Here is a 20,355-nt window from a genome sequence, read left to right on the forward strand (position 1 = left end):
GGCAGGAGCACATGCTGCAACGGATTGAAGACATTGATGCCGCGCTAGTCGACAGGCTGCAGCACTCAGCGTTCAAGTATTTCCTGAAATATTCCAATCCCGAAAACGGCCTCGTGCCGGATACCTCGATCCCTGGCGTGCCGGCAAGCATCGCCGCGGTCGGCTTCGGGCTTTCCTCCTATCCCGTTGGTGTGGAACGCGGCTGGATCAGCCGCGAGGAAGCCGCCGAGCGCGTCTTCAATACGCTGCATTTCTTCGCCAATGCCAAGCAGGGTACGGAACGTCACGCGACCGGACATCGCGGCTTCTTCTATCACTTCCTGCACGTGGACACCGGCAACCGTGCCTGGAATAGCGAGCTTTCGACGATCGACACTGCTCTGCTCATTGCAGGCATCCTGACCGCCGCCCAATATTTCGACGGCGAGGATCAAACCGAGACCGAAATCCGCGCGCTCGCAACATTCATCTACGAGCGCGTCGATTGGCGCTGGGCTCTGAACAAGGGCGATTGCATCTCGATGGGCTGGAAGCCTTCTTCCGGCTTCCTGCGCTGGCGCTATCACGGCTTCGACGAGGCGATCATCCTCTATACGCTGGCGCTGGCATCGCCGACGCATCCGATCCCGCAGTCGTCTTACGATGCCTTCACGGCAAGCTATTCATGGATGATCTTCAACGAACAGCCCTATCTCTATGCCGGCCCGCTCTTCATTCATCTCTTCTCCCATGCCTGGATCGATTTCCGCGGCATCCAGGACAAGCCGATGGCCGAGCGGAACTGGGATTATTTCCGTAATACGCAGGTCGTCATCAACGTCCAGCGCGATTATGCGGAACGCAATCCCGGTCAGTTCGTCGGCTATAGCAAGGACATCTGGGGCTTCACGGCCTGCGATGGCCCGCCACCGACACGCCGCATGCGCGGTGGCCGTAGCCCGAAAGTGTTGGGTTATGCCGCACGCGGTGCTCCGCTCGGCCCCGATGACGGCACAATCGCACCCTGGGCGCCACTCGGCTGCCTGCCCTACGACCGGCAGGCCGCCCTCGATGGCACCAAGGCTCTGCTGACCACCTATCCGAACCTTCTTCTGGAAGGTGGCTTCCCCGGCGGCTTCAACCCGACGGTCCAGACCAAGCGGCCGGAAGGCTGGGTCGACGACCGCACCGTGGCTATCGACCAGGGCCTCCTCGTCATGACGGTCGAGAACGACCGCTCCGACTTCATCTGGAAGCTGATGCGCAAGAATCCGGTCATCCGTCTCGGTCTCGAGCGTGCCGGCTTTACCGGTGGCTGGCTGGCCGGTGAGGGATCCGAAGAGCTGGTTCTGAAGGCGGGCTGAACTTACCGCACGAAGACATGCGCCTTGCCGGCGATATCGAGGCGAACGAGATCGCCTCGCGTCGGCAATGCCACGCTTGATGTCTTGATCAGGATCGGCGGCAGGGCGACAGCCGCAAGCGACACTGCCACCGTGCAAGTCGCGCCGCCGAATTCCACATCCACGACACGCCCGCCGTATTTCGCGTTGGCCTCGTCGACGACGACACGGATCTGCTCCGGCCGCAACATGATTTCCGCTTTGCCCTGATGGGCCCCCTCAACCGGCACGCTGCCAAGCGCGCAATCGGCAAAGCCGTTCTTGATGATAGCCGGCAGCATCACCGCATCACCAAGGAAAAGCGCCGTCTCGCGATCCCGCGGCTTGAGATAGAGCGTCTGCGGCGTGCCGGCCTGTACCAGCTTGCCCTCGCGCAGTACCGCAACCTGATCGGCAAAGGAGAGGGCCTCGCCCTGATCATGGGTCACGAGAACCGCGGTGATGCCAGCCGTCTGCAGGACGCGGGCAACCGCCTTGCGCATATTTTCCCGAAGGCCTGTATCCAGCGCGGAAAAGGGTTCGTCGAGCAGCATGAGCCGCGGACGACGACCGAGCGCGCGGGCAAGCGCCACACGCTGCTGCTGGCCGCCGGAAAGCTGATGCGGCCGGCGATCCAGCATGCTGTTTTCCAGCTCCACCATTTCCAGAAGGTCGCGAATACGCTTTTCGCGATCGGGCGCCCCGCGCTCGAAACCGAAACCGATATTTTCAGCGACACTCAGATGCGGAAAGAGAGCGCCATCCTGCGAAACGATGCCGATGCCGCGCTTGTGGGCGGGAACACAGGCCGGCCCGTCGGCGAGCACCTCGCCATCGAGCATCACCCGGCCGACATCAGGCTGTTCGAAACCGGCGATGATGCGCAGCAGCGTCGTCTTGCCGGAACCGGAGGGACCGACGACCGCCGTGCGGCTGCCTGCCTGAACTTCGAGCGAAATATCCTTCAGGGCCTGAACTGGGCCATAACGCTTGCTGATAGTGTCGATGGTAAGCAGCGTCATTGGCCGGCAGTCCGTTTCGATTGGGCATAGAGCATGAGGGTGAGCGGCAGCGACAACACGACCATCATGAAGGCGTAGGGTGCTGCCGAGACATAATCGATCTCGCTGGTCAGCGACCAGAATTTCGTCGCGAGTGTATCGACGCCGTTCGGCGACAGCATCAGCGTGGCCGTCAATTCATTGGTGATGCCGAGCGCGGCAAGGGCCATGCTGGCGGCAGCCCCCGGCGCTGCAAGACGCATAGTAATCTGGCGCACTGCCTGTCCCGGCGTGCGGCCAAGCCCCATTGCTGCGCGCTCCAGCTCGACAGGCGCCTGGGCGATGCTGGCGCGCAAGCCCACCATGGCGCGCGGCAGGAACAGCAGCACATAGGCAACGAGCAGCGTTGCAAAGGTCTGGTAGAGGGGCAGAATAAGCCGGACAGTGATGGAAACCAGCGCAAGCGCCACGACGACCCCGGGCAGCGAACCGACATAATAGTGGCAGGCTTCGAGAATACGCTGGAGGCGGCCCGGCGCGCGCACCGAGAGCCAGGCCATGGGGGCAGCGGCGATTGTCGTCAGCACGCCCCCGGCAATGGCGAGAACGATCGTCTGCACAAAGGCGCTGACGACCTCGAGACGCCAGATGCCGAGCCCACCGAGATAAAGCCAGCGACCGAGCGTAATCAGCGGCACGCCGAGCGTCAGCACTGCGAGGATGATCGGCAGTGCCAAGGCAGGCGCCACGAACCAGCCGAGCCGGCGGCGATCGGCAGGGCGCGCCGAACCGGAGCCGACGCGCGCATATCGCTCATTGCCGCGCAACAGGATCTCGAGGCCGAGCAGGAACAGGCAACAGGCGACGAGCACGCCACCGAGCATGTTGGAAGCCGGGCTGTTGTAGGAAGACTGGAACTGGTCGACGATCGCGGTTGCAAACGTGTCGAAGCGGATCATCACGAACAGTCCGTATTCCGACAGCAAGTGCAGTGCGATCAGTAGCGAGCCGCCGCAGATGGCAAGGCGCAGCTGCGGCAGGATCGTGCGGAAGAAGACGCGCCACGGATCGAGGCCAAGCGAGGCCGCAGCATCCTCGATTGCCGGATCAAGCCGGCGAAGGGCGGCGGCAACCGGCAGGTAGAGGAAAGGGTAATAGGCGAGCACCGAAACGAAAACGCCGCTCTGCAACCCGCGCATGCCCGGAAGCAGGCTCACCCAGGCATAGGAATGCACGAAGGCGGGCACGGCGAGCGGGGCGATCGCCAGCCATGCCCAGAACCGTGCGAAAGGGATGTCCGTCCGCTCTGTCAGCCAGGCGAGGGTGACGGCAAGCACGATCGACAGCGGAATGGTGATCGATTCCAGGAGAACCGTATTGACGAGAAGCTCGCCGACGCGCGGGCGGAAGACCAGCGTCTTCACCGTTTCCCAGCCGACATCATAGGTTACCCAGGCAATGAAGCCGAGCGGCACAAGGCTGAAGACCGCGACGATGGAGGCAAGCAGAACGACGGAAGCGTGCGGCATGCGCCCGCGCGGCAAGCTCATTCGCGCGGCCCCTGGCGTCACCGGCGCATTCTTGCCGGATGCAAGCAATCTATTGTCCTGCAGCAAGGCCGATGCCTTCACACGCTGAAAAAGGAAGGCAACCGCTTTTGAAGAGCGGTTGCCGGATTTCGTCATGCCCTAAGGTTTTCTTGAGCCAAAAGCAATAGTTTTGGCCGGAAGAAGCCTGCGGCAGAAAGGTTAGATGAGGCCGGCGGCCGTCATCAACTCCACGACCTTCTTGCTGTCCAGCGTCGAGGCTTCGACCTTCGGCGCGTCAAGGTCGGCAAGCGGAGTGAGCTTGTCGTTGGAAGCGGCGTCCTTGCCGACGGCGTATTCATAGGAATCGCCATCCTTGAGAACCGCCTGACCGGCCTTGCTGGTCAGATACTTGATGAAAGCCTGAGCTTCCTTCATGTGCTGCGTGGACTTCAGGACACCGCCGCCGGAAACGGAAACAAAAGCGCCCGGATCCTGATTCTTGAAATAATGCAGGCCGACATTCTTGCTGTTCTCGCCGGTCTTGGCCTGATCGCCGAACCAGTAGTAGTGATAGATGATCGCGCCTTCGACTTCGCCGGCATTGACGGCCTTCATGGCGACGCTGTTGCCCTTGTAAGGCGTGGCATTGTCCTTGAGACCCTTTAGCCAGGCCTTGGTGGCGTCTTCGCCCTTCAGCTGCAGCAGAGCGGCAACGATGGCCTGGAAGTCGGCGCCGGCGGGAGCTGCGCCCCAACGGCCTTTCCAGGCCGGATCCTGCAGTTCGAGCATAGACTTCGGCAGCTTGTCTTCCGTCAGCTTCGTCTTGTCATAGGCGAAAACGGTGGTGCGGGCAGCAATGCCGGTCCACATGCCGTCAGCCGGTCGATACTGCTCGGGAACCTGATCCAGCGTGTCCTTCTCGATCGGCGCAAACAAGCCGGCACCGTCGACCAGCGTCATCGCCGGCGAGTTTTCCGTCAGGAATACATCGGCAGGTGAAGCATCGCCTTCCTGGATGATCTGGTTTGCGAATTGCATGTCGCTGCCCTGGCGCATGGTGACCTTGATGCCGGTCTCCTTGGTGAAGGCGTCGATCCATTCACGGCCCAGGCTTTCGTGCTGGGCATTGTAAACGACGATACCTTCGGACTCCTGCGCATAGGCGCTGCCTGCGAGCGCGGTGGCGGCGAGAAGTGAAGCGGCAAGCGCGAACGCGCCGGAAAGACGGTTAAGAGCAATTTTCATGATGGCCTCCGTGGCGATGTCACCCGAGCTCCCAAGGGTGATGGCAGGCGTATATTTTTGTTGACTGCTTAGTTCAAGTTTCGAAGTCAAAAAAATCATCACATTATCTTGACTCAATTTTTCATCTTCGCAGGGAATAAATCCGGATTTCGTCAAAAAAAAGCGACGCCGGTGAGGCGTCGCTTTTGTGGTTCCAATGCGTCAGCTTATTCGATGTCGAACTTGACGCCCTGCGCCAGCGGCAAGGTCTTGCCGTAATTGACGGTGTTGGTGGAACGGCGCATGTAAGCCTTCCAGGCGTCCGAACCCGATTCACGGCCGCCGCCCGTCTCTTTCTCCCCGCCAAAGGCTCCGCCGATTTCAGCACCGGATGGACCGATATTGACGTTGGCGATTCCGCAATCCGAGCCACGCGAGGAGAGGAAGGTTTCCGCTTCGCGCATATTGTTGGTGAAGATCGAGGACGACAGGCCCTGTGGGACAGCGTTGTGCAGTTCCAGCACGGCATCGAAATCGCTGTACTTGATGACGTACAGGATCGGTGCGAAGGTTTCGTGCTCCACCGGGCCGGTCTGCTCCCGCATTTCGACGAGCGCGGGGCGAACATAGAAGGCTTCTGCCGAACCATTGTCGACACGCTCACCACCGACGACGGCGCCACCGGCAGCCCTTGCCTGGCCGAGGGCCGTCTGCATCTTCTCGAAGGCCAGACCATCGATCAACGGGCCGACCAGTGTACCGGTTTCCAGCGGATTGCCGATCGTCACGGAACCATAGGCCTTCTTCAGCCGCGGAACGAGCTGGTCGTAGACGCTCTCATGCACGAAGAGACGGCGTAGCGTCGTGCAGCGCTGGCCGGCCGTGCCCATGGCCGCGAAGGCAACACCGCGCAGCGTCAGGTCGAGATCGGCCGTTGGGCAGACGATCGCGGCATTGTTGCCGCCAAGTTCCAGGATCGCGCGGGCAAAGCGCTGCGACAGGCGCGGGCCGACGGCGCGGCCCATGGCGGTGGAGCCGGTCGCCGAAACCAGCGGGATCTTCGGATGGTCGACCAGCACTTCGCCGATCTCGCGGCCGCCGATCAACAGAGTAGAGAGATTTGCCGGTGCCTTGCCGCCTTCGGCGACGAAACGCTTCAACGCCTTCTCAAACAGGGCCTGCACAGCAAGAGCCGTCAGCGGCGTCTTTTCGGAAGGCTTCCAGACGGTGGAATTGCCGCAGACGATGGCAAGCGCGGCATTCCACGACCAGACGGCAACCGGGAAGTTGAAGGCCGAAATGATACCGATGGCGCCAAGCGGATGCCAGCTTTCCATCATGCGGTGCTCGGCCCGCTCGGTGGCAATCGTCAGGCCGTAAAGCTGGCGGGAAAGACCGACGGCGAAATCGCAGATATCGATCATTTCCTGTACTTCGCCGAGGCCTTCCGAAGTGATCTTGCCAACCTCGATCGAAACCAGGCGGCCGAGCGCCACCTTGGAGGCGCGCAGTTCCTCGCCGAGCAGACGGACCAGCTCGCCGCGCTTCGGCGCCGGAATGGCCCGCCACTCGAGGAAAGCCTTGTGTGCCGCATCGATCGCCGCCTTGGCGTCGGCGACGGAATGCTCCTTCAGCTTGCCGATTTCCTTGCCTGTGATCGGCGAGGTGACGGACAGCGTACCGCCCGTATAGCTCCTGGCATCGACGCCGAGATCGGCGAGCAGCTTGGCAGTTTCGGTGGCGAGATCGAGGACGGCGATGTTCATTGTCGTGGTTCCAGTCTTGTTGTTCTCAGAAACGGGCATCGGCGAAATGGGCGACCTGAGCGCCGGCTTCGTACCATAGTTCCCTAAGCGCGCGGAAGCTCTGCTCACGGGGGTCGGTCAGCGGCAAAGGCAGATCCGCTTCGCCAATCCGGCCAAGAATATGCTCCGCCAGGGTGCGGCCGAACACCGTGCCAGGCGCAATCCCGCGGCCATTATAGCCCGAAAAGCCGATGACATTGGGGGCGAATTTGTGGAAGCGCGGCAGGGCGTTGTCAGTCATGCCGATCTGCCCGTACCATTCGCACTCGAATTCGGCGTCGCCGATCTCGGGGAAGAGCCGCTTCAGCGCGCGCTTGGCCCAGCCCTTGTGCACGGACAGGCCAGTATTGCGCAGCGCCCCGACACTTCCGAAGACCAGGCGGCCGGCCTGATCCATCCGGAAAGACGAGAGAATTTCCTTCGTATCCCATACGCCCTCGCGATTGGGCAGGATCGACTGACGCAGATTATGGCCGAGTGGGACAGTGGCGAAATTGAAATAGGGCAGAAATACCTGTTCGTTGCGCACCTGTTCCCACGGGCCGGTGCTGTAGGCATCCGTCGCCACGATGATCCAATCAGCCGTTACCTGCCCATGCTCCGTCTTCACCACCCACCGGCTGCCTTGCCGCTCGGTCGCAATGACGGAGCTTGCCGTGTGCAGCACAACGCCCGCCTTCTGGGCGGCATGCGCCAGCCCGCGCGCGTAGGCAAGCGGTTGCAGCGTGCCGGCCCGCATGTCGAGCAGCGAGCCGGCATAGGCATTCGTGCCAATGCGTTTTGCAGTCTCATCGGCATCGAGCAGTGCGACAGGCGCACCCCGCGCCGACCACTGCTTGTAGCGCTCCTCGACTTCCTTCAGACCGTCGACGCCGACGGCGCAATGAAGCGTACCCTGCTTTTCGAGCTCGCAGGCGATCCCGTGCTTTTCGATCAGCTCCATCACCAGCCGCGGTGCATTGCCGAGCAGGTCGAGCAGCCGCTCGCCATAGACGGGGCCGAGCACCCCGGGCAGATCATCAGGCATGACCCACATGCCGGCATTGATGAGCCCGACATTGCGGCCTGCGCCGCCGAAGCCGATCTCCTTCGCCTCCAGGAGCACAACCCGCGATCCGGCCTCGGCCAGATGCAGGCCGGAAGAAAGGCCGGTATAGCCGCCGCCGACAATGACAATATCGGCATCGACGGCGCCTGACAGTACAGACGTGACGGGTGGCTGGGGAGCAGTCTTTTCCCATAGGCCGTGGGAGCGAGGATCATTGAGCATCGGACAGTCCAGTCTGGATCGAAATCGGTACTCTAGCGCCGCTCCCGCCCCTGCGGAAGCGGCCGATTGTCAGGCGACCGTCTTCAGCTTCAGGCCCGAAAGGCCGAGCTCTTCCATGGCCATATCAAGCGATGCGGCCTGCCGCTCGGCATAGAGCGCGAGCTCGTCCTGCACGTCGGCGCCAAGCGCCTCCTCGAAAGCCGCCCTGTTCGAACGTGTCGCATAATTCTGCTGCTGGTCCGTGCCGAGATTCGACTGGAAGATACCTGCCGCGCTGACGGGCAGGAAATCCTCGTAGATGACAGGATCGAAACGCAGATAACCTTTGGCGATCAGGGCCTCCGGATCGGACGGCAATTGGCCCTTCGCAGCAAGACCTTCAGGCGTCGCCGAATAGTGGACGAAGGCCAGTCCTTCGCGCCGCAACTCGTCCCAACCGTCCGGCAATGCCTTGAATCGTCCCGCGAGCTCGACACCATAGTCGCCGGCCTTGGCCCCGGATGCGCCGACCTGCACTTCGCCGCGCACCGAGGCGAGCAAGCGATCGTAGAGCGCCCGGCCCTTGGCCGTCAGCGCAACGCCACGCTGTTCTATCTCGCCAAATCGAGCCGTATGCGTGCCTGCCTTCGTGCCGGCAGCATCCGTGAAGGCAATCGGCTCTTCCAGCGCCTTGAAACTCGTCTGCCGCAGCAGGATATCGCAATTGCGCCGCGGCGGTCCTTCGATGACGGCCTTCGGCGTGATGCCGCGCTCCGGCATACGCCGCTGCACTTCATCAATATCGAGCGTGCGCGGAGTGAGATGGTTGATATGTGGGCCCTTGAAGCTGACGACATCGGCAATGAGGCGGTGTGCGTCATGCAGGCGCTTGTAGGTCTCGGCACTGACGGTTGCCTCGCCATGCCAGCGGAAGGTTTCCAGCGCCTCGGCGACAAAATCTGCAGCTTCCGCTTCCGTCAGTCCACCAGCCTTCTCATGCTGCTCGATGAGTTTGATGGCGCGCGGCGTGTAGATCTGCCGCTTGGCCAGGATATCAGCGGCTTCGGCGCGCAATTCCGCGTCCTCGATCAATTCCAGCCGCAACAGCGAGGTAAAGACACGGAACGGATTGACGTTCAGCGCCTTTTCTTCGACAGGCCTGAAGCAGGTAGAATGCACGGGAACACCGGCGACCGAGAGATCGTAATAACCGACCGACTGCATGCCCATAACGGCAAAGAGCCGTCGGATGGTGAAGAGTTCCTCAGCCGTTCCGAGACGGATCGCACCGTGGCGCTCGACATCGATGCGCTCGAGCTCACCTGCACGCCGAAGCCGCTCGCTAAGTTCCTGGTCTTTCGCGAGGACTTCGGCGTTGACCTCCCCCACAAGCTCGATCAGCGTCCCGTATTGCGGCACCTCCGTCCGGTACATCTGTGACATGGCTTCGGTGAAAAGCGAACGGATGCGGTCCGTAGAGACGAAAGCGCCGGGCATTGAAGAAAACTCCGCGTTCATTCCGATTTTGCAGGATGAAGTTCTTTACAAGGGCTCTTAGGCGGTGAATATCGACGTTTCGGAAATAGCTCATTCTAAAATGGAATGATCATGCTTGCACCAAGGCGCTTTCTGCCATCGATTGCTCATCTTGCCGCCTTCGAAGCGGTCGCCCGCACCGGCAGCGTAACATCTGCCGCCCGCGAGCTTGACCTGACACAGAGCGCCGTCAGCCGCCAGATCAAGGCGCTTGAGGAACATCTTGGGGTAGAACTGTTCCTGCGCGAGCGCCAGACCGTGCGCCTTACCCTTGCCGGCGATGCCTATGCCCGCGAAATCCGGGAAGCGCTGCGACGCATCTCCAGCGCCTCGCTGAACCTGCGCGCCAACCCGCACGGCGGCACGCTGAACCTTGCGATCCTGCCAACCTTCGGCACACGCTGGCTGGCACCACGCCTGGGCCGTTTTCTTGGTGCCAACCCCGGTGTCACGATCAACCTCGTCACCCGGCTCTCCTCCTTCGATTTCCGTCTCGATTCCATCGATGCAGCCATCCACTTCGGCCATCCGCACTGGCCGGGCGCCGAACTCGCCTTTCTGATGTCGGAGCGCACGCTGCCTGCCTGCAGTCCCGATTTCTTCAAGCGCAATGAGATCACCCGGCCGGAAGATCTGCTCTCGGTGCCGCTTCTGCATCTGACGACCCGTTCCGACGCCTGGGAGCGCTGGTTTGCCGATAACGGCGTTGCCTTCGAAAGCGTGCATGGCATGCTGTTCGACCAGTTTGCCACCGCAGCACAGGCGGCCATCGCCGGCCTAGGCGTCGCCCTTCTGCCAACCTTCCTCATCCAGGATGAGCTGGAGCGCGGCGATCTCGTTGCTGCCGTCGACCGCGAGATGGAGAGCCGCGAGCGTTATTATCTCGCCTTTCCGCCGGAGCGTGCCGACTATGCCCCGCTTGCCGCTTTCCGCGACTGGATCGTCTCCGAAGCCCATTCGGGTTCCGACACGTAAGGAAGGCTTGCATCGCGGACGCGCTTTCGACCATTATGCGTGCCATCAGAATTCGATGCAGGAAATTCCCATGAAGCCGATTTTCGTCCAGCTCCAGTGCGCGCCCGGCAAGACCTACGAGGTCGCCGACGCCATCTACAAGACCGAGCTGGTCTCGGAGCTCTATTCGACATCAGGCAACTACGACCTGCTGCTCAAGGTCTACATCGAGGAAGGCCAGGATATCGGCAAGTTCATCAACGACAACATCGCCAATATCTCCGGCATCGTACGCTCGCTGACGACATTGACCTTCAAGGCATTCTGAAGCGATTAACCATCGCACCAATAAAGCCGGAAGGGTCACTTCCTCATATACCGCACCTTAAGGCTCGGTATGGCTGGTCATTCCCATAGAGAACAGGTGGGAAATGTCCCTCTCCGTGGTAGAGACCGTCGAGAACATCCCGCAGCCGAAAGCTGCGCCCCTCATCGTGCACGTCGTACGGCAGTTTCTGCCCAACCGTGGCGGCCTTGAGGATGTGGTCGCCAATCTTGCCCGGCAAACGTTGAAACGCGGCTACCGCGTCCGTGTTGTCACGCTTGATTCCCTCTTCACCGCTCCCGACGACAAGCTTCCCGCGCGCGAAACCATCGACGGCATCGAGGTTGTCCGTATCCCCTGGTCCGGCAGCAGTCGCTATCCGGTAGCACCACAGGTCTTCCGCCATATCGGCGACGCCGATCTTATCCATGTCCATGCGATCGACTTCTTCTTCGACGCGCTCGCTTGGGGCAGGTTCCTGCACTGCAAGCCCATGGTCGTCACGACCCATGGCGGTTTCTTTCACACGAAGAAATTTCTTGTTATCAAGAAGATATGGTTCCGAACGTTGACACGCCTCTCGGCGATCGCCTATCGCCGCCTCGTCTGCTGCAGCGCGTCGGACCTCAGCCAGTTCATCCAGATCGTCCCCGATGGCATAACGATCGAGAATGGCGCCGATATCGGCAAATTCGCCGATGCCGCCTCGCGCACGCCCGAGCGACGCATCATCACGATCGGGCGCTTCTCGGTAAACAAACGGCTCGATCTTCTGCTGGATGCGATGGCCGCACTCGTAAAACGCAATCCCGATTGGCATCTGGACGTTATCGGCGCCGAATCCGATCTTGATGCTGCTGACGTCAGGCGGGAGATTGCCGCAAGATCGTTGGAAGCATCCGTAACCCTGACTATTTCGCCGGACAATCACGTGATCCGCGGCATCATTGCCAAGGCATCACTCATGGCTTCGGCATCGGAATATGAAGGCTTCGGCATCGTTGCGCTGGAAGCGATGAGCGCTGGCCTGCAGCCGATCCTCAACACCAACGAGGCCTATCGCGCGCTCGCAGGACGGCATGAGGAAATCATCCTTGCCGACTTCACGAAGCCGGAACTGACGGCGGATGCGATCGAGAAAGCCTATCGCGACGTCACCGTCGAGGGTTCGTCCTTGCGGGAGAGCCTCATGCAGGCCGCCCACGCCTATTCGTGGGATGCCGTTGCGGACCGTTATATCGACCTCTACCGCTCAATCGGCATTGCCACTTAAAAGATCCGGAAATTCCTAGGCTTTCGCCAGCCGGACGATCTCGTCCAGTACCAGCTTGCGCGATTCCGGCGGCGTCAGATTGTGGTCTGCATCCTGCAGCATCACCAGACGCACGTTCGGATGCCGGGCGAACTTGTGGCCACGCGGACCGAAATGGAAATACATGTGGTCGAGACCGACATCGCCTTCGCTGTAGATCAGCGTCAGCGGCACCTTGCGTTTGCCAAGCGCCGCAAAAGACTGACGCACCTGGCGTGCGATATGACGACGGCCCGGAATGAGTTCCACAAGCGGCGCGATGCGCGGCGAAAGCCGGCGGCCGACCGCGATAAAGATATTCTGCAGAGCAGCGAAGACATCGACCTCACCGCGGAACAGCCGCCTGACCGTGTCGAGCCGCATCATCCGCTGGCCGTAATCATCGACGCTGCGAGGAACCGAGACGACATGCTCGCGCCGCACCGGCATTTCCGGATCCCAGTAGTAAACGAAGGGATTGATGGAAACGATCGCCTTCAGGCGCTCGTCCTCGATACCCGCGCGAAAAGCCACATAACCGCCGCTGCAGCGACCCGCGACCATGATCGGGCCGACGACGAAACTCTCCAGCAAATCGATGGAGGCCAGTGCATCGTCCGTCTGCGTCGCGGAATAGAGAACCTGTTCCGGGGCATCCGGACGCGGAACGCTGTCGCCGACATTGGCAGAATCGAAGCGCAGTGAAACGACGCCCTGGCGAGCGAGCTCGCGCGCCATATCGACAGTCGTCCGCCCCCAGCCTGCATGGCGGTCATAGGCCGTCGACATGAAGAGCACGGCGTTACCCTTGATCTCGCCCTGCGGCCGGCTGACGACGCCGATCAGATGCTGGAAGGCGCCGAAACGAACCGGGATCTCCTCAAAACCGTCACCTGCGAGCGGCCGGTTTTCGACCTCCCGCGATGAGTGACCGACGGATGGGGCGGGCGCGGTTGTCTCGACAAGCCATTCGGCAAGCAACTTGATGACTGCCATTGGCGTCTTGGCAAAGAGCGGATTGGTGACCAGCTCGTCATAACCTTCGAAAACGCGCTGCTCGACATTGCCGCCGAGTGCCTTCAGGGCGTCAGCGAAACTCGTGTCGTCAACCCGAGCCGGGCGTTCGAGGACAAGGTAATTCGGCGCCGCAAGCTCCTGCGGCGAACCGATATTGAGTTTGCCGATTTCTGCAGCAATCGTGTCCGGCAGGGTCAGGCCGGCGATCTGAACCTGGGCGCTTTGCGCATGCTCCTTGCCGAGACCGAGGTCGGCATGAATGATCCGCGACCACATGTTGATTTCGCGCAGATGCCCCCTGCCGCTGAGGACAGGCGCAAGCAGCACGATGCTGTCGACGCCCTCGATCGTGTGGCCGGTCAGATGAGCAAGCGTGCCGCCGAGACCCTGGCCGACAACAATGATCTGCGAGCAACCGCTGAGCGTCTTCAATTTTGAAGCTGCCGCGCGGATGGAATTCTTCCAGATTTCCAGACTGGGTGCCTGATCGCCGAAATCGAGCGAGTCACCCGTCCCGGTATAGTCAAAACGCAGGCTCGGCACGCCAATGTCAGAGAAATGCTCCGCCGCGACGCGATAGAATTTCCGCGTGCACATTTCTTCGAAGCCCCAGGGGCTCACGAAAAGAACGGCAGCCGAGCGTTTTTCAACATCAGCCTTTTCCGGCATGAAGAGACCGATCGTCCCGTCGAACACAACAGGAAGGGCAGCGGCACGGCCGGCACCTTCGGCCGGCTCGCGCGAGAACTCTTCGTTATCAGGCTTCTTCTCCCCACGTTCGGGGGGCGGCGTAGAGATGAAATTGACGACACGCCTTGCTGGTCCCTGCAGGAGAGCCGGTATCTTGTCGAGGATCGAGCGTAGCACCTGGATATCTTCGACCGGAACGGCACGGAGGACTTTCAACGCAGCGAAGTAAGCAAACGCGCCGGCGATCATCGCAGCGACAAGACCGATCGGACCCTGGATGAGCTCAAGCGCAGTGATGGCGCCGCAAGCACAAAATACCGCCGCAAGCGCAATCTTCGCAAGGCTGAGATAAAGACCCGAAAGCTGAGTTCCGAAGCCCGTTTGTCTGACCATCATTACCGACATCGCAACAAATACGGCGATGCGCACAAGTGCGGCACCCTCGGCGGCCAGCCTAGGTACGATGAGTAAACAACCCACTACCATAAGAAGGCCACCTATCACACTGATTTTCAACCGTACATTGGCCTTGTCGATTGAAAGCAGGTATAGGCTGAGAACCTGCATGAGCGTGTAGGCTGGCGCGACAAGCGCAAGCAGCGCAACAACTCCGCCGCTTCGATCGAAGGCTTCGCCGAAGACCACGTGCACCAGTTCGCTGGAGATTGCGGCGAGCCCGAGGCTCATGGGCAGCACGATATAGGCCATGCTGCGGATGACGGCTGCAAAGGCCTCGACCGGGAACTTCGAGTCGGCGCTGGTGTGCCGCCGTTCCGAATAATAGGGCAGCAGGCTGCCGCTCATCTGGATCGGAAGCTGCAACGCTATATTGGCGATCGACAGACCCGCCGCATAGAAGCCGACCATTTCCACCGACCAGAACTGCTGCAGGAAAAGCAGTTCGATACGATTGAGGAAGATCGAGTCGATGATGAATTGCATCGACAGGATCACGGACGACGAGGCCAGATATTTGAGCGATACGCCGCAGCGATCGCGCCGGGCAAAAAGAATCGGCAAAGTAGCAACGAAAAGCACCAACTGGCCGAGCGCGTAGCCGACGAGCACGCCCTCCACCCCGTAGAAGACGGCACCGACCGCCACGCCCGCAAGCTGGAAAACCGAGACGATCAGCGTCAGCTGGAAGAACGTGCCGAGCCGTTTTTCACCGATCAGGTAGAATTTGACGAAGGAGCCGATCGCCTGGATGAAGAAGAGCATACCTGTCACAAGCGCCACAGACGGCGCGGTGTCGGCCCAGTGCATTTCCTCCGATGTCAGGAAGAACAGGGCGTAGAGCCCCAGCAGCACCAACGTGGAACAGACCATGAAGGCGACCAGGATCGAGGCAAACCCCTTGCGTTGCTCGAAACTGTAGCCCTGTGCCGAAAGCTGCGGCAGCGTCTTCAGCAGCGTGATGCTGGAGCCGAGTTCGGCAATCGAGGCACCCGTGACGACGAGCCAGAGCGAAAAGGCAACGATGCCGTTCGCCTCCGGACCGAGCAGACGCGCGGTTATGATCGAGGAAACGAACCCCGTTACCAGAAGCAGCATGCCCGCCGCCGCATTCATCACCGAATTTGCAATAATGCCCTTCGACATCCGTCCATCCGCCAGAAGCCGCACCGCGGCCGAAAACAAGTCATCACTAAATTGGAAATGTTAAAATAAAGGGGAGTAAAGCGCTCAGCTTAGCTCGCCTGCATCGCAGAAAGCCGTGAAAGCGCCTTGTCGTAGCTATGCTCGGCGAGGTGGCGCACCAGATAGGTCCGCGCCGCCTCTGCTTTCTGCTTCGCAGCCTCGGGATTGGAATAGATGCTCTTCAAATGCGCCGCCGCGGTCGCGGGTGAAGGATCGGCCCAGACGGCATTCGTGAGATCGGCAAATTCCGGATGGCTGTCGACGACGGGAATAAGCGACGGCTCGACCAGCCATATATTGTCGGGATCGCAGAAATCAGCCGTGCCTGACCAACCGGTCGAGATGACGGGCGTGCGATGCATGATCGCTTCAGCCACCGTCAGGCCGAAACCCTCCGAACGATGCAGCGAAAGATAGACATTGGAATCGCGAATGATGCCGTTGATCTCCGAACTCGCCAGATTGTCGGTAACGATCCTGATGTTGCGGTCGCCTTCCACGGATTGCATGAGCGCGCGAAGTGCCTCGTCCCGGACCGGATTGCCACTCGCCTTCATCAGCAGGAAGGCATGGGGGCATTCGGCGCTGAAGAGCCTGAAGGCCTTGATCGCCGCCTGCGGGTTCTTGCGGTTGATCGAGGAACCGGCGCTGAAGACGAACGATACGAGGAAAGCATCCGCGGCAATCCCGAACTTCTGCCTGATGCCGTCAGCAGCCGGCCGCTCGGTCACCGGGTGCGGCACGACAATGACAGGTGCAGCCGTATGTGGCGCGATTGCCCGCCTGGTGAATTCCGAGGGAACGAAGACAGCGTTCATATAGTGCATGGCATTGCGCCATTCCGCCGGCACCACTTCCAGCTCCCAGGCCCAATAGCCGATATTGAAGGCACGGGTGAAATTGCCGAGACCTTTCTTCAGGATCGCGCGCGGCAGCATGGGCGGATTGAGATGCCATATACGACTTCCGGACTGCCCGCCGGAGATTTGCTCGGACGTCCACTCGACCAGCTTGCCTTCATCCGGATGGGTGCTGACATCCGCAAGCATGATCTCACGGCCTGCTTGGGAGAGAGCGGCAGCGCAAAGCCGTGCGGATTCGCCTACACCTGCCGCCATCGATAGATAACCGACGATCTCGACCGGTCGGCGCGGATTGAAGGCAAGCCGCGATTTGACAATCAGCCGCTGCAACAGATGCCCGCGCATGCTTCGATAGACGCCCCGCAAAGCCTCTTCCGCCTGCACCCTGATCGTCATGACCGCTCCCTGGTCCCTAAAGCGCGAAACGGCGCAAGGCGCCGACGCTCCTGATTTCGCCTGTCGGCAATGCATCGCGATCAATGCCCGCAGCGGCGATGAGCTTCACTCGCTTGGCAGGGCCTGGTGCCAGATGGAACCAGTCCTCTTCGGCCCGGTAGCCTTCGACGTCGATATGTACCGACTGGGCAAGCCTGTCGGTCGCAAGCGTGATAAACCAATCATCGTCCTCACGCAGGAAGGACGCCTCGATCGTCGGGTCGTGGAAGGCTTTCGCCCGGCCACGCGGGAAATGAAAAGCCTGCGCCAGCAGCGCGCCGTCCATCGCCGAGCGCAGCCACGCCACGCTGACGTCATGCGATGGCGCACCGAAACGAAAGGCATAAGTGGCATCGAAGAAGCCGCCGAAGAGATCGGTGCAGGCAATCCGCTCCACGCTTCTTGGATCGAGATTGAAGGCCTTGCTACCGCTCGCGACCTGCTGGCGCCCCTCACGGAGGCAGGCGACATCGAGTTCGAGAGCCACCACCTTGTCGGTTTCATTGATGACATGGACATAGAGGCCATTCGTCCCCTCGTCCGTAAAGACTGCCTGCGCGGGACGGAAGGCCCGGCGCATCGCATGCCAGACAGGTTTGGGCTCGCCAGTGGAATCGATCACGCCCCAGCCGGGACCCGGCAACAGATCCTGCAGGGTCCAGACAAGCGCGCCGTTGCAGGTCGATCCCTTGCGCCGCCATTCGGCAAAGGTTTCCTCCAGAACCTCACCTGTGACGGCGCGCGACAGGTCGAGATAACGTTCGGGATCTTCACGGCGAAGCTTGGCGGGGTCGACGTCATAGAGAAGCCCGAGATAGAAATCCCTGACATCCTCGAAATCCCAGGAAGCGCCGCGGTCGCGCGGCACCCGCTCTTTCCAGAGCGGAGTGTGAACTGAGGGCACGTCGAGATGCCGTTGCAAGGTCTTCTGCTGCGGCACATGCGCGAAGGCGAGGCTTTCCGCCGCAAACCGCACCTCCGCGCGGCGCGCATCCTCAAGCGGCCGCATATAGGCGCCGACGCCGTAATAATGCGTGACGCCCGCATTGGGCGAAAAGGGCATCGCTCCGCCATAAGGCGAATTCGGCACGTAAGGGACGTCAGGTCGCATGCGCTGGCAGATCGCCGGGATGATCTCGTCGGTAATCGGCCCGCTCCAGAAATCCGAGGGCAGGCCGAACATCGCCGCCTGCTGGTGGATTTCGCTGCCGCCGCAGAGCACGGCAAGCGACGGCGAAAGCTGTACGCCGTGCAGGAATTCCTCCGCCTCGGCATGCACATGGCCGATAAACGCCTTGTCGTTCTTCGGATAGTCGAAATTGGCGAACATGAAGTCCTGCCAGACCATCAGCCCAAGTTCGTCACAGAGCGCGAAGAATTCCGGCGTCTCATAGGCCATGGTCCCGCCGATGCGGATCATGTTCATGCCGGCCTCGGCAGCAAGCCGCAGGAAGGGCTCATAATCGGCACGCTCGCTTGGCAGCCGCGCTATGTCGGCTGTCGTCCAGACCGCGCCACGGCAGAAGATCCGTTCGCCGTTGACGCAAAGCGCGAAATCACTGCCGTCAGCGCCGTGGTCGACCTCGACACGCCGAAATCCCGTCCTGCCGAGCGAATGTTCCTCGCCGTCAAGAACCAGCGTCACATCGTAGAGATGCGGTGCGCCATGCGTATGTGGCCACCAGGCCTCGACCTCGGGCAGCTTGAGAATTGCCGAATAATGCCTGTCACCGATCTTCTCGAAGCCCTGCTCGATACCGGCGCAGCGCAGCATCATCACAGGCTCTTCGCCATCGGCATGAAGAGAAACGCTGAGCCGTCCTGTTCCGTTTTCCTCCAGAACGGTACGCACCGTGACATTGTCGACAGAGGCAACGCTTCGGCGCACGAGCGAGATCGGCCGCCATGGCCCGACCGCATGGATCTCCGGGCACCAGCCGGGCATATGCCCGAGCAGCGTCGTGCGGATGTTCTTGAGCCCTTGCGGCGTGATCATCTGCGGGCGCCAGCGGGCTCGCGGTCCGGGTTCGCCAAGGCGCGGGGCGAGCGCCCGGAAGCAGAGCGCCAGTTCATCACCGCCTGCGAGCGTCACCGGTATTTCATGGGCGGTGAACATGCTCTCGGAGAAAAGGATCTCAACGCCGTTCAGAAAAACATGGCAGATCGTCGCCAGCCCCTGAAAACGCAGGAGCGCGTCGCCCGGCTCCGCATCGAAGAGGCGGGTCAGATACCAGGCATCCCTGGTGTTGAGCGCCTGAGGATTTTCCCGATCGAAAAGCCCGGCTCTTTCCAGCGCAGCTGCGACAGTGCCCGGAACGGGTGCTGGAATGAACTGCGCCGACAGATGGATATCGTGCGGCGTCGCACAAGCATCAGGCTCGGTCAGAACCACATTCCAGCCTTCGGTAAGAAGGCTTTCCTCAGCCCCTATGCTTGCCAACCGCCCCCGCATGGTCAGATCTCCGGCTTCAGGCCCGCTCCGCGAGCGATGCCATCATCGAATCCCATGCATCGGCAGCCGGATCAAGGGCCGCTTTCAACGGCTCGAACTTGCGGCGGGTGACAGCACGCGCCAGCTGGAACTGAACAGACTTCGCCACCTCCGAGATGCGGCGTGCTTCCTCGATCGCGACCCCGAACTCGCCGGCCGAAAGCCAGGCCAGATGATCGGCCGCTAATTCGAAATTCGCCCCCACCTGTCTGAGCGTGTTGAAGGCATATTTGTGGAAGAAGCCGAAGGGCCGATCGGCCACCGCTTCAACCTGCAGCGGGAAGACTTCTGCAAAGGCGCGGATTGGATTGGCACCCGGGCGGCGGGCGAAATGGAAGTGAAGGAGTCGGCGAGAAACCTCACGCAGATGCGTTTCACCTACTGGCTGCTCCGGAAACTTGGCGAATTCCGTATAGGGCAGGAATGGCGCATCCTCAGCTGTCAGATGCGACTGGAACAACCCGTCGAAATCCTCGCCCTCGATACGGAAATAACCGGCATTGTGGAAATAGTCGACGCGCTTGCCGGCAAAGTCCAGCCGGTTGATCGCAACCGTGGTCTTGCCGTGCTCCTGCCGGTAGGCGGTGCCCCGCGTATCCGGCATATAGAAGGAATCCATCTCGATCAGGCAGAGCCGCCCGCGGGCGATCTGCACTTCGGCATGCCGCTCCACGCGGTCATAGATCGCAAGTTCGGTGGTGCGGATGCCATAGAGCGCTTCCAGATCCTCCAGCGGTACCTTGAAGAAGGTGAACTGGTCGCCCTCGAAATCCTGCGTCAGCGTAAAGCCGAGCATCGCTTCGGGTGCGACGCCGAAAGTCGACAGCACCTCGATCCAGAGATCGATATAACAATTGGTCTCCGGCCACATGCGCTCGCCGGAATGCAGCGCATGTGGCTTGTAGGTATCGGGATCGATACCCGCAAAAACCGAGGTCATGGA

At 61.1% G+C, this 20,355-nt stretch carries 14 protein-coding genes; 4 read left to right on the forward strand and 10 right to left on the reverse strand.

What is annotated here, in order from left to right; translation table 11 throughout:
* Nucleotides 1-11: 11 nt before the first annotated feature.
* Complete coding sequence (locus tag FHT93_RS22915) at nt 12-1,343, forward strand: glucoamylase family protein (protein WP_112545699.1); 1,332 nt, start codon at nt 12-14, stop codon at nt 1,341-1,343.
* Nucleotides 1,344-1,345: 2 nt separating this feature from the next.
* On the opposite strand, the gene FHT93_RS22920 is transcribed toward FHT93_RS22915, so the two are convergent.
* The 6 genes from FHT93_RS22920 to FHT93_RS22945 form a co-directional block, all read right to left on the reverse strand.
* The gene (locus tag FHT93_RS22920) at nt 1,346-2,383 is read right to left on the reverse strand and encodes an ABC transporter ATP-binding protein (RefSeq protein ID WP_112970766.1); all 1,038 of its coding nucleotides are present in this window, start codon (nt 2,381-2,383) and stop codon (nt 1,346-1,348) included.
* Nucleotides 2,380-4,047 (reverse strand): iron ABC transporter permease, encoded by a 1,668-nt coding sequence (locus tag FHT93_RS22925; RefSeq protein ID WP_113144934.1) that lies wholly within the window; start codon nt 4,045-4,047, stop codon nt 2,380-2,382. The genes FHT93_RS22920 and FHT93_RS22925 overlap by 4 nt, the downstream gene beginning before the upstream one ends.
* Before the next feature lie 63 nt (nt 4,048-4,110).
* The gene (locus FHT93_RS22930) at nt 4,111-5,136 is read right to left on the reverse strand and encodes an iron ABC transporter substrate-binding protein (protein ID WP_183849595.1); all 1,026 of its coding nucleotides are present in this window, start codon (nt 5,134-5,136) and stop codon (nt 4,111-4,113) included.
* 206 nt (nt 5,137-5,342) lie between these two features.
* The gene (locus FHT93_RS22935) at nt 5,343-6,881 is read right to left on the reverse strand and encodes an aldehyde dehydrogenase family protein (RefSeq protein WP_183849596.1); all 1,539 of its coding nucleotides are present in this window, start codon (nt 6,879-6,881) and stop codon (nt 5,343-5,345) included.
* A 25-nt stretch (nt 6,882-6,906) separates the two neighbouring features.
* On the reverse strand, nt 6,907-8,190 hold the full coding sequence (locus tag FHT93_RS22940) for an FAD-binding oxidoreductase (RefSeq protein ID WP_183849598.1): 1,284 nt from the start codon (nt 8,188-8,190) through the stop codon (nt 6,907-6,909).
* A 69-nt stretch (nt 8,191-8,259) separates the two neighbouring features.
* On the reverse strand, nt 8,260-9,666 hold the full coding sequence (locus FHT93_RS22945; RefSeq protein WP_183849600.1) for a VOC family protein: 1,407 nt from the start codon (nt 9,664-9,666) through the stop codon (nt 8,260-8,262).
* A gap of 105 nt (nt 9,667-9,771) precedes the next feature.
* Between FHT93_RS22945 and FHT93_RS22950 the strand changes: the two genes are divergently transcribed.
* The 3 genes from FHT93_RS22950 (at nt 9,772) to FHT93_RS22960 (ending at nt 12,257) form a co-directional block, all read left to right on the forward strand.
* Entirely contained in the window at nt 9,772-10,680 is a 909-nt protein-coding gene (locus FHT93_RS22950) for a LysR family transcriptional regulator (RefSeq protein WP_112544812.1), read from the forward strand.
* Nucleotides 10,681-10,750: 70 nt separating this feature from the next.
* Entirely contained in the window at nt 10,751-10,987 is a 237-nt protein-coding gene (locus FHT93_RS22955) for an Lrp/AsnC ligand binding domain-containing protein (RefSeq protein WP_112545015.1), read from the forward strand.
* A gap of 103 nt (nt 10,988-11,090) precedes the next feature.
* The gene (locus FHT93_RS22960) at nt 11,091-12,257 is read left to right on the forward strand and encodes a glycosyltransferase family 4 protein (RefSeq protein WP_183849602.1); all 1,167 of its coding nucleotides are present in this window, start codon (nt 11,091-11,093) and stop codon (nt 12,255-12,257) included.
* Between the two features lie 15 nt (nt 12,258-12,272).
* Here the strand turns inward: FHT93_RS22960 and FHT93_RS22965 are convergent, their stop codons facing one another.
* The 4 genes from FHT93_RS22965 to FHT93_RS22980 all read right to left on the reverse strand — a co-directional run bounded on the left by FHT93_RS22965 (nt 12,273) and on the right by FHT93_RS22980 (nt 20,352).
* Complete coding sequence (locus FHT93_RS22965; protein ID WP_183849604.1) at nt 12,273-15,584, reverse strand: oligosaccharide flippase family protein; 3,312 nt, start codon at nt 15,582-15,584, stop codon at nt 12,273-12,275.
* Between the two features lie 89 nt (nt 15,585-15,673).
* Nucleotides 15,674-16,852: a glycosyltransferase family 4 protein gene (locus FHT93_RS22970; RefSeq protein ID WP_113013501.1), complete on the reverse strand. Its 1,179-nt coding sequence runs from the start codon at nt 16,850-16,852 to the stop codon at nt 15,674-15,676.
* A 46-nt stretch (nt 16,853-16,898) separates the two neighbouring features.
* Complete coding sequence (locus tag FHT93_RS22975; RefSeq protein WP_183849605.1) at nt 16,899-19,373, reverse strand: glycoside hydrolase family 2 protein; 2,475 nt, start codon at nt 19,371-19,373, stop codon at nt 16,899-16,901.
* A 16-nt stretch (nt 19,374-19,389) separates the two neighbouring features.
* Nucleotides 19,390-20,352 (reverse strand): DUF1839 family protein, encoded by a 963-nt coding sequence (locus FHT93_RS22980; protein WP_210299383.1) that lies wholly within the window; start codon nt 20,350-20,352, stop codon nt 19,390-19,392.
* Nucleotides 20,353-20,355 lie beyond the last annotated feature (3 nt).

The organism is Rhizobium sp. BK379 (assembly GCF_014193955.1).
Taxonomy (GTDB): Bacteria; Pseudomonadota; Alphaproteobacteria; order Rhizobiales; family Rhizobiaceae; genus Rhizobium.